Annotated in this window: 12 protein-coding genes and 1 pseudogene; 3 read left to right on the top strand and 10 right to left on the bottom strand. The window is 66.1% G+C overall.

Annotated elements, in window-relative coordinates; all coding sequences use genetic code 11:
• Positions 1 to 236: 236 nt before the first annotated feature.
• On the top strand, positions 237 to 1,679 hold the full coding sequence (gad, locus tag NFL01S_RS17090; RefSeq protein ID WP_062976412.1) for a glutamate decarboxylase: 1,443 nt from the start codon (positions 237 to 239) through the stop codon (positions 1,677 to 1,679).
• Positions 1,680 to 1,767: 88 nt separating this feature from the next.
• Here gad and NFL01S_RS17085 read toward each other — a convergent pair whose 3' ends face one another.
• The 3 genes from NFL01S_RS17085 to NFL01S_RS17075 all read right to left on the bottom strand — a co-directional run bounded on the left by NFL01S_RS17085 (position 1,768) and on the right by NFL01S_RS17075 (position 4,096).
• Positions 1,768 to 2,133, bottom strand: coding sequence for a hypothetical protein (locus NFL01S_RS17085; RefSeq protein WP_062976410.1), 366 nt, complete (start codon positions 2,131 to 2,133; stop codon positions 1,768 to 1,770).
• Positions 2,134 to 2,256: 123 nt separating this feature from the next.
• A complete protein-coding gene (locus NFL01S_RS17080; RefSeq protein ID WP_062976408.1) occupies positions 2,257 to 3,453 on the bottom strand; it encodes an NADH:flavin oxidoreductase in 1,197 nt (398 codons plus the stop codon).
• Between the two features lie 64 nt (positions 3,454 to 3,517).
• Entirely contained in the window at positions 3,518 to 4,096 is a 579-nt protein-coding gene (locus NFL01S_RS17075) for a TetR/AcrR family transcriptional regulator (protein WP_062976406.1), read from the bottom strand.
• A gap of 214 nt (positions 4,097 to 4,310) precedes the next feature.
• Here NFL01S_RS17075 and NFL01S_RS17070 point away from each other — a divergent pair, with 214 nt between their 5' ends.
• Entirely contained in the window at positions 4,311 to 5,165 is an 855-nt protein-coding gene (locus NFL01S_RS17070) for a 3-hydroxyacyl-CoA dehydrogenase (protein ID WP_062976404.1), read from the top strand.
• Between the two features lie 16 nt (positions 5,166 to 5,181).
• Here the strand turns inward: NFL01S_RS17070 and NFL01S_RS17065 are convergent, their stop codons facing one another.
• The 6 genes and pseudogenes from NFL01S_RS17065 to NFL01S_RS17040 form a co-directional block, all read right to left on the bottom strand.
• Complete coding sequence (locus NFL01S_RS17065; RefSeq protein WP_062976403.1) at positions 5,182 to 5,625, bottom strand: hypothetical protein; 444 nt, start codon at positions 5,623 to 5,625, stop codon at positions 5,182 to 5,184.
• Positions 5,626 to 5,665: 40 nt separating this feature from the next.
• Positions 5,666 to 6,370, bottom strand: coding sequence for a hypothetical protein (locus tag NFL01S_RS17060; RefSeq protein ID WP_062976665.1), 705 nt, complete (start codon positions 6,368 to 6,370; stop codon positions 5,666 to 5,668).
• 162 nt (positions 6,371 to 6,532) lie between these two features.
• Positions 6,533 to 7,336, bottom strand: a complete 804-nt coding sequence (locus NFL01S_RS17055; RefSeq protein ID WP_062976402.1) for a CbbQ/NirQ/NorQ/GpvN family protein — start codon at positions 7,334 to 7,336, stop codon at positions 6,533 to 6,535.
• 147 nt (positions 7,337 to 7,483) lie between these two features.
• Positions 7,484 to 9,013 (bottom strand): nitric oxide reductase activation protein NorD, encoded by a 1,530-nt coding sequence (locus NFL01S_RS17050; RefSeq protein WP_062976400.1) that lies wholly within the window; start codon positions 9,011 to 9,013, stop codon positions 7,484 to 7,486.
• A gap of 185 nt (positions 9,014 to 9,198) precedes the next feature.
• On the bottom strand, positions 9,199 to 9,816 hold the full coding sequence (locus tag NFL01S_RS17045; RefSeq protein WP_062976662.1) for a TetR family transcriptional regulator: 618 nt from the start codon (positions 9,814 to 9,816) through the stop codon (positions 9,199 to 9,201).
• Positions 9,817 to 9,865: 49 nt separating this feature from the next.
• Positions 9,866 to 10,999, bottom strand: a pseudogene (locus tag NFL01S_RS17040) (transcription termination factor Rho, short form); the annotation flags it as partial.
• A gap of 290 nt (positions 11,000 to 11,289) precedes the next feature.
• Here NFL01S_RS17040 and NFL01S_RS17035 point away from each other — a divergent pair.
• On the top strand, positions 11,290 to 11,715 hold the full coding sequence (locus NFL01S_RS17035; protein ID WP_062976396.1) for a Rossmann-fold NAD(P)-binding domain-containing protein: 426 nt from the start codon (positions 11,290 to 11,292) through the stop codon (positions 11,713 to 11,715).
• Between the two features lie 59 nt (positions 11,716 to 11,774).
• Here NFL01S_RS17035 and NFL01S_RS17030 read toward each other — a convergent pair whose 3' ends face one another.
• On the bottom strand, positions 11,775 to 13,136 hold the full coding sequence (locus NFL01S_RS17030) for a cryptochrome/photolyase family protein (RefSeq protein ID WP_062976394.1): 1,362 nt from the start codon (positions 13,134 to 13,136) through the stop codon (positions 11,775 to 11,777).
• Between the last annotated feature and the right edge of the window lie 23 nt (positions 13,137 to 13,159).

Below are 13,159 nucleotides of genomic sequence, written 5' to 3'. Positions count from 1 at the left end.
GAAGCACGGGAGCCCGGTCCACTGCCGAACCTAACCCTCGCTCGCCGATTCCGCAGCAGAACGCACCCATGTATTCCGGTTCGGTACGTGCACCGGGCAACGGGCTCGCCGAGTTCAGCGGCGCTCCGCCCACAACACCTTTGACCAGGGCATACTCCACGCATGCCCACCCGGGGCACCACAGGGGAGGGGCCGGACCCGCGCGCCGGAGGCGCGCCGATAACCCAGAGGTTTCCATGGCGCTGACGCATCCGGCGCATTCGCCGGACAACGATCGTGACCGGGTCGCGGTGAACCCGGTCTTCACACGCGAACCGCTCGAGGTACCGCGTAACCGGCTACCCGCCGACGAAATCGACAGTGATACCGCCTACCAGATCGTGCACGACGAACTTTTGCTCGACGGTAACGCCCGGCTCAATCTGGCGACTTTCGTCACCACCTGGATGGAACCGGCGGCGCAGACGCTGATGAGTGAATGTTTCGACAAGAACATGATCGACAAAGACGAATACCCGCGCACCGCGGAGCTCGAACAGCGGTGTGTGCGGATACTCGCCGACCTCTGGCATGCCGAGGACCCCGACCATGCCGTCGGTTGTTCGACGACTGGTTCGAGTGAGGCGTGCATGCTCGCCGGGCTGGCGTTGAAGCGACGGTGGCAGCGGCGGCGGCGCGCGGCCGGGCAACCGGAGGACCGGCCCAATCTGGTGATGGGCAGCAATGTCCAGGTGTGCTGGGAGAAGTTCGCCGAGTACTGGGATGTCGAAGCACGGCTCGTGCCGATGTCGGGGGAGCGGTTTCATCTGACGGCCGACGAGGCGGCGGCACACTGCGACGAGAACACCATCGGAGTGGTCGCGGTGCTCGGCTCCACATTCGACGGTAGTTACGAACCGGTCGCCGAGATCTGCGCGGCACTGGACCGGCTGCGCGACGAAAGCGGCTGGGATGTTCCGGTGCATGTGGACGGCGCCTCGGGCGCCATGTTCGCCCCGTTCTGCGATCCGGATCTGGAATGGGATTTCCGGTTGGCGCGAGTGGCCTCGATCAATACCTCGGGGCACAAATACGGGCTGGTCTATCCGGGCGTGGGCTGGGTGCTGTGGCGGGATGCCGCGGCGCTGCCGGACGAACTGGTGTTCCGGGTCAACTACCTGGGTGGTCAGATGCCGACCTTCGCGCTGAATTTCTCCCGGCCCGGCGCGCAGGTGGTGGCGCAGTACTACACGTTCTTGCGGCTCGGCCGTCGTGGTTACGAACGCGTGCAGGGTTACTCCCGGGAAGTTGCCGCGGCGCTCGCCGACCGGATCGCGCAGCTGGGCCCGTTCCGGCTGATCACCGACGGCCGCCAGCTCCCGGTTTTCGCCTTCACACTGGCGCCGGAGGAGACCGGGTATTCGGTGTTCGATGTCTCCGCGGCGCTACGTGAACAAGGCTGGCTGGTCCCCGCCTACACCTTCCCGGCCGACCGGCAGGATCTGGCGGTGTTACGCATCGTGGTGCGCAACGGTTTCAGTCATGACCTGGCGGATCTGCTCGTCGGCGCATTCGAACGGGCGTTACCGCGGCTCCGCGCGCAGCAGGCACCGCAGCGGGGTGCGGAATCCGCATCGTTCTCGCACGGCGCCGATATCGGTGTTCAGGGCGCGGACCCGCCGGTGGGTGGCGGCCGCTGAGCTCGGCCGGTGTGGCGGGGCGGAGCCGATCGCCGGCTGCTCCGCCCCGCCACTCAGGTGTCCGTTGAATGGTGAACCGCTGGCCAGGTCAGAAGGCGCTGCCGGTACGCGGGAGGAACCAGTGCAGCGGCAGCCCGTGGCCGAAGCCGTGGCCGTGGTTCCAACCGCGGTTCCAGCCGGGATGGCCGTGACGGTGGCGGTTGCGATGGCCGCGGTCCCACCCCGCGCCGTGGCCGTGCCGCCCGTTCCAGCTGTGATCGTGCCGGCCGTGACCGTGCCCGTAACCGTGACCGTGGCGGCCGGGACGACTGACATCTTCGGCCTCGCTGCTCGCCGTGACCGCCACCGGATCGGCCAGGGCCGGGGCGGCGGTGACGGCCAGCGGTGCCACCGCGATCACGGCGGTGGCGGCGATACGGGTGACGAAGCGGTGGGTGCGTGAACTACGGCGCATGGTTCGGTCCTCTATCGTTTGCCCCGCCGCGGCGGGTGCTGTACGGGCAATCGCACTGTGGGACGCGCGATTTCGATAACCCGAACCATACCGTTGAACAACGGCACATTCAACAGGTGTCTGTTAACCCGTCTTGTCGGCGGTCAGAGGCTTCGGCGGATCGAGCCGTAGCACGCACCGGGTGCGACTGTAGATCGTCGGCATACATTCGTTGCAATGCACGCAGGCCGATTCGGTGGCGGCATCGGACTGGATACGCCGCAACAGGTCCGGTTCCCGTAGCAGTGCCCGGCCCATGGCGACGAACTCGAACCCCTCCGCCATCGCCAGCTGCATCGACTCCAGATCGGTGATCCCGCCCAGCAGTACCAGCGGCATGGACAATTCACGACGGAACTGCCGGGCCCGCTCGAGCAGATACGCCTTCTCATACGGATATTCGCGCAGGAATGCCTTACCGACCATCCGGAAACCCCACCGCGTCGGCGCCGGCAGTGTTTTCGCGAACTCCCGGCGCGGTGCATCGCCGTGGAACAGCAGCATCGGATTCAGCAGCGAACTGCCCGCGGTGAGTTCCAAGGCGTCGAGGGCATCGTCGGCCTCCAGCCAGGAAGCCACCTGCAGCGATTCCGGGAGCGAGAAACCGCCCCGGATCCCGTCCTCCATATTCAGTTTCGCGGTCACCGCGACCCGATCGCCGACCGCTTCGCGTACCGCGCGGGCGATTTCGCGGGCGAACCGGGCCCGGTTCTCGAGCGAGCCGCCGTAGACATCCTTGCGCCGGTTCAATATCGGGCTCAGGAACGAACTCGCCAGATAGTTGTGCCCGAAATGGATTTCCACCGCGTCGAATCCGGATTCGACCGCGAGTTTCGCCGCATCGGCGTGGGCGGCGACGAGTTCACCGATCTCGCCGATGGTCGGCACCTTCATCGGGGCCATACCGAGCGGGCTGAAGAACCGGCTCGGTGCCACCGCCGGGACGCGGTTGGAGGCGGCATTGGCGACCGGTCCGGCGTGCCCGATCTGCGCACTGGCCGCCGCGCCCTCGGCATGGACCGCATCGGTGAGCCGGCGCAGGCCGGGGACGGCTTCGGGGCGCATGTAGATCTGGTGCCGGTCGGTGCGGCCGCCGGGAGCGACCGCGCAGTAGGCCACCGTCGTCATCGCGACCCCGCCGGCGGCCACCTCGCGATGGAATTCGATGAGATCGTCGGTGACCAGTGCGTCGGGGGTGCGTCCCTCGAAGGTCGCGGCCTTGATCACCCGGTTGCGCAGGGTGAGTGGGCCCAGGGTGGTGGGGGCGAATACGTCGGTCACCGTGACTCCTTGGTGGCTGGTATGTGCGGTTCGCGGAGGCCGTGGCGAGGGTGGAGATTTCGCCTCATCGGTTGTCTCCGGTCGGTGCGGTGAGCCCGGCGACGACGAAATCGCGCAGGGTTGCCGCGGTGTGCGGGGAGAGCGGCCGGTCTTCGGCGGCCGCGGCGCCGAAACGCATGATGATCAGGTCGAAGGCGAGCATCCAGCGGTACCGGCTCTCGCGTTCGTCGACCTGTGGAAGTAGTCCGGACCAGGAATCGATGCGGAACCACTGCTGCTGCCAGTGCAGGACCTGCCGGCCGATAACGCATTGTGCGAGCAGCCGCAGATGCAGCCGGCCCAGCGGGTCGGCCGCCAGATCGGTGAAGGGTGCGAGGACCGCGTCCACGATCTCGGCGACCGCGCGCGGTGCGGCGGTGGCCTCGGCCAGCCGGTCTGCCCACAGTGCGCCGAGCCGATCTTCCAGCAGTGCCGCGAGCAGGGCCTCTTTGGAGCCGAAGTGGTAGTGGACGGCCGCGGCGTTGGCGCCCGCCTCGGCGCAGATGCGACGCACCGAGACCTCGTCGTAGCGTTCGGTCAGCAGGAGCTTTTCGGCGGCCGTGAGCAAGCGTTCCCGGGTGGCGGCCGAGACGTTCTGGGGCATACGCGTAGTGAACCACCGCGCCGGGCAAATTTCAATCAGTGATTGAAATGCTGATTGAAACCCCTGGCTGTCGCATACCGCGACAGTCGTTACGCGATCGCAAACGCTCGGGTCTTCAGGACCCGGCGCCGCCTCCGCCGATCCTGGTCTACTGGTGTACGTATGCCCCGTGATTGTCCCGAAAGCCCGTCGATCGACCGGTAAGGAGAACACGATGGCCATCGAGATCCGCGCGATCACAGTCCTGGGCACCGGGGTGCTCGGCTCCCAGATCGCCTTCCAGACCGCCTACCACGGATACCCGGTCCAGGCCTACGACATCAGCGAGGCCGCTCTGGACGCGGCGTCCGACCGGCTTGCCGGTCTCGCCGCCACTTACCGCGACGAGGTGATGGGCGCGACCGCCGAGCAGACCGAGCAGGCCCGCGCGCGTATCGCCCTCACCAGCGATCTCACAGCTGCGGTTGCGGATGCCGACCTGGTGATCGAGGCCGTTCCGGAAGTACTCGAGATCAAGAGACAGACCTACGAGAAGCTCGCCGCCGTGGCCCCCGACCACACGATCTTCGCCACGAACTCCTCCACCCTGCTGCCCAGCGATATGCGCGAGTTCACCGGCCGGCCGGACCGGTTCCTGGCCCTGCATTTCGCCAACCACGTCTGGAAATTCAACACCGCCGAGGTCATGGGCACCGATCGGACCGAAAAACAGGTCTACCGGGCAGTGGTCGATTTCGCCTCCTCGATCGGCATGGTCCCCATCGAGGTGCACAAGGAGAAGGCCGGCTATGTCCTGAACTCGCTGCTGGTGCCGTTCCTCAACTCCGCGATCGAACTCGCCGCCGGCGACTTCGCCGAACCGGAAGCCGTCGACAAGACCTGGCGGATCGCCACCGGTGCGCCGATGGGTCCGTTCCAGATCCTCGACGTGGTCGGGCTGAACACCCCGTACAACATCCTCGTCGCCGGCAAGGACACCCGCGAGCTCGCCGCATGGCTGAAGGACAACTACATCGACAAGGGCAAGCTCGGGGTCGCGACCGGCGAGGGGTTCTACAAATACTCCTGAACCCGCCGCCGCCCGTTCACCGCGGTGGGGGTGCTTTCTCCTGCGCGGCTTCCCGGGCCAGGCGGTCCTCGTGGATCTGCACCAGTTCGCGGAACCCGATCCGGTCCCACCCGGGCTTCGGCTGGATACCCCATTCGTCCTGCGCGGTTCGCTGACCCGCGGCTTCCGGAGGTCCGCCGAACGGCGGGCCGGACAGCGGGTACGGATGCCGGCATTCGAGGGTGTCGTCGGAATATCTGACCTTCATCAGTTCACTGCAGATCTCGGTGAACGACAGCGTCGGCCAGCCGTACCAGAGGGCGAGCGCCGGCACCGTGAACGCGCCCTCGATGACGAGCGCGAACAAGCAGACGAAAATGGCGCGGCGTAACCATTTGTGCATCCGTGCGAACGGCACGGTGGTGCCCGGCGGCAGCGCGGATTTTCCGGGATCGTCGGTGGCAGGGGTGGGTGTGCTCATGGGAAGTCCTTCGAGCGGAAAGGATTCGGCTACCGGTCGGTCAGTCGGAGAAGATTTCGCGGTTGACGGTGTGCAGGTAGGGGATCGCCAGGAACGGCGTGATGTAGAAGATGTCGTAGAGCCACCAGCCGATCACCGGCAGTACGACCCCGTCGTAGCGCACATCGGCGTACATGGTCATGTTGAACGTGTAGCCGATCCAGATCACCAGGCCGAACCAGCAGGTGACGATCATCCACTGGTGTCCCCAGCGTTTCATCTGCAGGAAGGCGATGGCGGCGGCGATGCGCATCGGGAAGACGGTCAGCATCAGGGCCACCTCCCAGCCCTTCTCGCCCGGCGCCCCGGCTCCGCCGATCCACAGTTCGTTGTAGTGCCAGAAATAGCCCGCGTCGAAGAAATTGCCCCATGCGGTGAGGATGACGCGGTTGATCAGCGTGTGGTTGGCGATGAGGTCCAGCGCCCAGCCGAGGCTGTTGAGTGCGGCATCGAGAATCACCAGATAACCGATCAGCGTGACGATGATCGGCCGGACCGACAACCCGGACTGCTGCGCCCGCCGCTGTAGCCATACTCCGCGCAGGAAGATCGGCAGCCCGACGATACCGAGAACAAGCGTGCCCATCAGCAGTGTTCCACCGGTGAGCCACCAGTCGGCTTCGCGCTGGGCGCGCCGGGATTCGTCGTGGTGTTCGTCGTAGGCGTCCTTGGGCCCGGCCGCCGCCGGGGAGCCACGCCAGGGCAGGGAGAACGTCGAGAGTTTCACGAGGCCTCCTACCAATCCCGGACGGAATACATGTGCAGCTGGATGAGAAACATCGCCAGCAGGAATCCGTAGGCGAAGATCTGGACGGCGATCAGCGCGCGCCGCCGCCGGCGATCCTGTTCGTTCATACTGTTTCTCCTTCTAGAACGACTGCGCGGCAGGGGTTTGCGCGCCGGCCGAGGCGGCCGCCGCGATCTCGCGCAGACCTTCGCTGATCGCGCCGTTACTGCTCAGTGGCGCGAGAATGCAGGCAAGGGTGGCCTCCCACTCGTCGGCGCCGGCCGCGATGAGATGTGCCGTGGTGACCAGCACCCGGGTGGAGGGCGGCTCGAAATGGAAGACCTCGTCGGCCTCCCGGATCGTGCGGGCACAGGTCACCAGACGCCGGGCGGTCTCCTGCGCGACACCGGTCTCGGCGACGACCACCGCCGCTTCCCGGTCCGGATCCAGGTAGTTCATGGTCAGTGTCATGAAACGTTGCCGGAACGACGGTTTCAGTTCCTTGAGCGAGCTGCGGTAGGCCGGGTTGTAGGAGCACACCAGCATGAAGGTTTCCGGCGCGGACACCACCTCGCCGGCGCGGTCCAGGTACAGCGCCCGGCGATGATCGGTGAGCGAATGCAGGACCGCCAGCGAATCGTGCCGGGCCTCGACCACCTCGTCGAGATAGCAGATCGCTCCGTTCTTCACGGCCGTGGTGAGCGGACCGTCGCGCCACACCACATCACCGCCGGTTACCAGGAATCGGCCCACCAGATCGGCGCTGGTGAGATCGTCGTGACAACTGACGGTGACCACCGGCCGGTCCAGCCGCTGTCCCATATGTTCGACGAACCGGGTCTTACCGCAGCCCGTGGGCCCGGTGAGCATCACCGGTATCCGCCGTTGAAATGCTTTGTGGAACAGTTCGATATCGGTTCCGGTCGAGTAGTATTCGGCGCTCATCCTCACCCCTTGTCCGTCCGCCGGCGTGCATTTCGGCACGCCCACCACCGCTCACGACGCCGAGCGGTGTGAACCTCGCAGTACCTCCGTATTCGTTCCGGCTGTGGTCTTCCACGCCGGGGGCTTGCTTCCTGCTGCCCGGGCCCCTCACACGGCGACCAGTTCGCGATGGACGTGGGCGAGTACGCGCGGTAGTTCCTCCACGCGGCGAATCCGCTGGGAACGCCGGTCGCCGAATACGGTGGGCAGGGGATCGACCCGCACGGGCCCGATGCCCAGGTAGTACACGGCGACGCCTGCCTCTTCCGCCTCCACGACGGAATGCGCGACATCCGCCCAGGCGTAGCGGCCCTCGTATCCTTCGTCGGAGATCAGGCCGTCGCCGATGATCAGCAGCAGTCGCCGCTGCGCAGGCTGGGCAAGTAAACGGCTGGTCAGATGCCGTATCGGCGCGCCGAGGCGGGTGTAGCCGCCGGTCTGCAGGCCGAGGCCACCCGGGTCGACGAAACTCGGCTCGTCGAAATCCTTCAGGCAGCGGACCTCCACCCGATGCCGGGTGTTGCCGGTGAAAACGAAGATCCCGTGCCGTTCGCGGGTGACGGCCATGGCATGCGACAGCGCATCCGCGCAGGCCAGTTCGAGCCGGAAGGCGCGGCCCTGGTGCAGCCCGAGTGACGAACTACCGTCCAGCAGAACGGCGGTCGCCACATCGCGGGTGTCGGGGAGTAGTTCCCGGAATACCCGCGGTTGCGGTGCGGCACCCGCCGCCAGGTCGACGTAGTAGCCGATATAGCGGTCGGTATCGAGATCCGACCCGTCCTCGAGTCCGCCGGTCATGGCGCGGTGGGTGCGTTCGCGGAACCAGCACCGCACGTCCACTGCTGCGGGAGCGGGGTGGTGCGCCGGTTTCGGCTGCCGGCGTTCCAGGACGGCGACGTGGCCGGGGAGGAAATTGCCGGACCACATATTCCATTCCGGGTACGGGATGCCCACGCGACGGTCGGGTGCGATCTCTAGATCGTCGTTCTCCGGCCGGCTCGGCGGCGGGAGGTTGGGGTTGCGGACACCGCCCTCGCCGCCCACAGGTACCGACATGGCGCGGTAGGAGTCGGTACGCGGCGTGGTCCACGGCATCCGCCCGTACATGCGCCGCGCCGCGACCGATATCCGGCTGCGTGCCGGGAAGGTCAGCGGGGGCGTGCCGAGAATCGGGTCCGGAACCGGGGAGCGCGCGGAGCGGGCCGCCGCGACGGCCTGGTCCAGTATCGCCATCCCGTCCAGCTTGGGGTCACCGATTTCCAGGTCCGGCAGTACCCGGCGCAATTCCGGGATCAGGCCGGGCAACCTCGCGGCGATCCACCCCAGCGCGACCGCCCCCTCGACCACTGTCAGACTCGCGAGTTCGCGGGGCGAGAGTTCGTGCAGCGCATACCGGGCGATACGTTCCTTCGACGGCGCGCATTGCAGCGCGACCCCGCAGGTCACCGTGCGCCGGGTCCACCCCGGCAGCGGCGGGTAGGGCACGTGCACGACGCTCTGCGCCGAATTCAGTCCGAACGACCGGCGTTCACCGGTGATCAGCCGGCCGCCGCTGCGGCGCCGCGCGGAGAACGCGACGGCGGTGACAGCGCAACTACGTTCCAGCGCTGCGGCATTCGAGGTTTCGCGGACATCCATGGCCGGCACCTGTGCCTCGGTCGCTCACTGACCCGGTGGCTCAGAATGTCCCGATATTGCGCATGACCCAGTACCAGAACCCGATCACGGCGCCCATGGAGCCCCAGGCGACGATCAGGCGCACGATGTCTTGCCACATGGGGACCTCCGAGGTGTTCTGTTCCCGACAGCCGGATGGCGGATGCTCATCTCGGCTCCATCCCGCGCAATGCGACGGTGACATAGTTGTCGAGCATCGCGGCGCGTACGGATTTCGAATCGCTGGTGGTGGTGAGCAGCGCATACAGCCCGAGCAGGAAGAACACCGCGCTGTGGAACGGATCGACTTCCTGCGCGGCCTCGCTGTTGTCGCGCGCCCGGCCGATCTCCTCGACCACCAGCACGATCAGTGGATGGTCGGTCCATTCGTCGTCCGGCGGACGGGTCGGGGCGAAATGCAGCCCGAGCACATCTTTGAACAGGATCGCACCGACCCGGCGTTCGACCGACAGAACCAGCTGGACTGCCTTCCGGAGGGCACCCGGGAGATCGTGCGGGCGGGCGACGAAACGGGCGAATTCCTTCGCGATCCGGGTTTCTTCGCGGCGCTCCAGCTCCAGCAGCACATGCTCTTTGCTGGGGAAATGGAAGTAGAAGGTGCCGCGTGCGACGCCGGCGGTGTCGATGATGGCGCCGACATCGGCTCCGGCGGTACCGGCGCGCTTGAACTCCGTGACAGCAGCTTCGAACACCCGCTTACGGGTTTCCAGTCGTTGAGCTTCCCGGCCCCGGGGCCGCTGCGTCGGCGCGTTCACAGCATCCATGAGACCGCGGTCACTGAAATATGTCAATAAAAGATGTCAATGACGATTGTCAGTGAGATCGGTCCGCGGTTCGGATCTGGGTGAGGAATTCGGTATTGGTTTCGGTTTGCCGCAGACCCGTCAGCAGCAGTTCCAGTGCCTGTCCGGGATCACGGCCCGCGAGCGCCTTACGCAGTGATCCGGTGGCGGTGCGCTCCTCGGGGGACAGCAGTAGTTCCTCTTTGCGCGTACTCGACCGGTCGATATCGATCGCGGGGAACAGGCGCCGGTCGGCGGCGTGGCGATCCAGCTTCAGTTCGGCGTTCCCGGTGCCCTTGTACTCCTCGAAGATCACCGTATCGGCGAGCGAGCCGGTCTCGACCAGGGCGCTGGCGATGATGGTGAGCGAGCCGCCGTTCTCGATATTGCGGGCGGCACCGAGGAACTTCTTCGGTGGCGCCAGGGCCGCGGCGTCGACGCCGCCGGAGAGAATACGCCCGGACCCGGCGGCGGCCAGGTTGTATGCGCGGGCCAGCCGGGTCAGCGAATCGAGGAGCACCACCACATCGCGACCCATTTCGACGAGGCGTTTCGCGTGCTCTATGGCGAGTTCGGCGAGCGCGATATGGTCGCGGGCCGGTTGATCGAAGGTCGCGGCGGCAACCTCGGCCGGGACCGCGCGGGACAGATCGGTCACCTCTTCGGGGCGTTCCCCGACCAGTACCAGTAGCAGCTGGCATTCGGGATGGTTCTTGGCGATACCGTGCGCCATGGATTGCAGGACGGTGGTCTTGCCCGCTTTGGGTGGTGCGACCACCGAGGCGCGTTGCCCCTTGCCGATCGGCATGACCAAATCGGTTACACGCGTAGTCAATTCATGGGGTTCGGTTTCGAGACGTAAACGGTCCTCCGGGTAGATGGGGACGAGGTCGGCGAAATGCGGCCGCGATTTCGTGCTGCCGGGCGGCAACCCGTTGATGCTGTCGACACGGACCAGCGGCGGCAGCTTGGCGTTATTGCGTTCGGGTCCGACCGTGCCGGTGAGGGTGTCGCCGCGGCGGAGTCCGTACTCGCGGATCAGCCGGGGTGGGACATGTGCGTCACGAGGTCCGGGCAGGTAGCCGTCGACGCGCAGCGAACCGTGGTTGTCGGTGATGTCGAGGATCCCGGCGACCGATATGCCACCGTCCTCGGTGGTGGGAGCCTGTGTGCGAATAGTGTTGTGCTGCATGGAAGTTCTCCTGAGGTGAGGTTTCTGAAAGGGATTCGGGTTCCGCGAAATCTGCACGCTGTAGCCGGCGCTCGCCGGCTACAGCGGAGGCCGAGTGCGGTGTCGTCGTGGGCGGAATCCGTCCGGCCGGACGCGGTGCCGATTCGACGGCATCGAACACCGAAGTGAGGAATGCGGAGTCTTGTGGGAGGGAACTCGTCCACCTACATCCACAAGCTGAAGACTGCACCCACAGTAGCGGGCACTCCCTACAACACGCAACAGTGCCGCATTGTTCCCTGGCCGACCCGGCCGTTCGAAGGTATGCGTTCATCCACGAGGAGGACCTCGCCGAGATCGCGGCGACCCTACTGCTGGACTCCGCCCACCACGGCACCATCGACGTCAGCGGCACCACGGTCAGCGCGACCGAACGTATCAACGTGCTCGAAACGGTGCTCGGCCTCGAAGCCGAAGTCGTGGAACTGTCCGCGGAACAAGCAGCCGAACGCTGGTGGCGGGACGGCTGGCCGGAAGACACGATCGCCGTGATGCTCTATGCCCTACCCGTTTTCGCTTTCCAACCCGACAACCCGTTACTACGCGCACAGGAAGATCGCGCCCTGGCGTTGCTCGGCAGAGCGCCTCGCACATTTACCCAGTGGGCGAACGGATTCGCCACTCGGGACGTGGATCACCGACATGTCTGAGCGCGACATTTCACCTCGGACAGCAAGGTACTGGCGGCGGCTGGACTGCATCACTTTCCCTATTCGTGCTGCCGTATTCCTGCGAAGTCGCATGCAGCCTGCTCGTGATCGACAATCCGGGCCGGATATCCGCCGACCCCGTCCGCGTGCCATCGCCATGGGCGATGGATATCGCGGCCGCGCAGGTGGGCGAGTTCCGGTATCCAGCGGCGTACGTAGGTCCCGTCGGGGTCGTAGCGGTCGGCCTGCCGAATCGGGTTGAGCACTCGATTCGGCCTGGTATCGGCGCCGGTACCGGCCACCCACTGCCAGTTGAGCTGGTTGTTGGCCAAATCGCCGTCGGCCAGGAGTCCCATGAAATGCTTCGCGCCGCGACGCCAATCCAGATACAGCGTTTTGGTCAGGAAGCTCGCAGTGATCATCCGGGACCGGTTGTGCATCCAGCCCTGTGCGGCGAGCTGGCGCATTCCGGCATCCACAATCGGATAGCCGGTCCGGCCGGTCTGCCATGCAGCCAGTGACGCCGTGTCGACGTGCCAGTGGTCGTTGCGCGTGCGGTAGTCGCTGTGGGCGGTTTCCGGGCGGGCGGCGAGCATTTGATGGTGGAAATCGCGCCAGCACAGCTGTCGCACGAACGCGGCGGCGCCAGGTGCCGACAAGTCGCTGCGATGCACCAGTTCGGTTGCCGACAGGCAACCGAAGTGCAGATAGGGCGAAAGTCGTGAGGTCGCGTCGCCGGCGAGATCGTCGTGGCGATCTGCGTAGGTGCTGATGTCCTCGCGAAACCAGTCCCGCGCCAGGCGCCGGCCCGCCGTTTCGCCTCCCGGGGGTAACTCCGGCGAAGTGGCGCCGGTCGTGAGGTCCGTCGCGGCGGGTACCGGCTCGCTTCCGGCGCCGTGCGGCAACCGGATGTGTTGCGGTACCGGAAGCGGAGTGCGCACCGGGAGCTGGGCCCAGCGACGGTGATAGGGAGTGAAAACCGCGAAATGGTCTCTGCCGCTGCTGGGGGTGAGCCGGCCGGGTGCGGCCACAGTGATGCTGCCGGTATGTACGCGTAACCCGCAATTCGCCGCGGCCAACTGCGTACGCAGCTGATCTTCGCGACGGCGGCTGTAGGCGCTGACGTCCTCGGCGATATGTACTTCGTCGACTGCGTACTGCCGGACCAATCGGCAGACTTCGCGCACTGTATCGCCGTGACGCACCATCAGATGCCCGCCTGATCGGCGCAGGCCTTCGTTCAGATCGGCCAGTGCGGCCACCAGGAACGCGGCCTTGTTCGGACTGAGATAGTCTGTGGCACATATCGTTTTATCGAGTACAAACAACGGGAGCATCTCTGCTGCCTGCGCGGCTGCGGCCAGGACCGGGTTGTCGTGGACGCGCAGATCCCGTGTGAACAACGCCATCGCCACTGCCATGAGCCACCGTCCTGTTCTGGTCT

The sequence above is a fragment of the Nocardia flavorosea NBRC 108225 genome (assembly GCF_001613385.1).
Taxonomy (GTDB): Bacteria; Actinomycetota; Actinomycetes; order Mycobacteriales; family Mycobacteriaceae; genus Nocardia; species Nocardia flavorosea.
Note: the sequence above shows the minus strand (reverse complement) of the source record. Positions and strands in the feature narration are given on the sequence as shown.

Excerpts from the sequence above, each read along its gene's own strand:
- gad (WP_062976412.1), top strand. The coding sequence starts at position 237 with ATGGCGCTGACGCATCCGGCGCATTCGCCGGACAACGATCGTGACCGG.
- NFL01S_RS17085 (WP_062976410.1), bottom strand. The coding sequence starts at position 2,133 with ATGCGCCGTAGTTCACGCACCCACCGCTTCGTCACCCGTATCGCCGCC.
- NFL01S_RS17075 (WP_062976406.1), bottom strand. The coding sequence starts at position 4,096 with ATGCCCCAGAACGTCTCGGCCGCCACCCGGGAACGCTTGCTCACGGCC.
- NFL01S_RS17070 (WP_062976404.1), top strand. The coding sequence starts at position 4,311 with ATGGCCATCGAGATCCGCGCGATCACAGTCCTGGGCACCGGGGTGCTC.
- NFL01S_RS17065 (WP_062976403.1), bottom strand. The coding sequence starts at position 5,625 with ATGAGCACACCCACCCCTGCCACCGACGATCCCGGAAAATCCGCGCTG.
- NFL01S_RS17055 (WP_062976402.1), bottom strand. The coding sequence starts at position 7,336 with ATGAGCGCCGAATACTACTCGACCGGAACCGATATCGAACTGTTCCAC.
- NFL01S_RS17050 (WP_062976400.1), bottom strand. The coding sequence starts at position 9,013 with ATGGATGTCCGCGAAACCTCGAATGCCGCAGCGCTGGAACGTAGTTGC.
- NFL01S_RS17045 (WP_062976662.1), bottom strand. The coding sequence starts at position 9,816 with ATGGATGCTGTGAACGCGCCGACGCAGCGGCCCCGGGGCCGGGAAGCT.
- NFL01S_RS17030 (WP_062976394.1), bottom strand. The coding sequence starts at position 13,136 with ATGGCAGTGGCGATGGCGTTGTTCACACGGGATCTGCGCGTCCACGAC.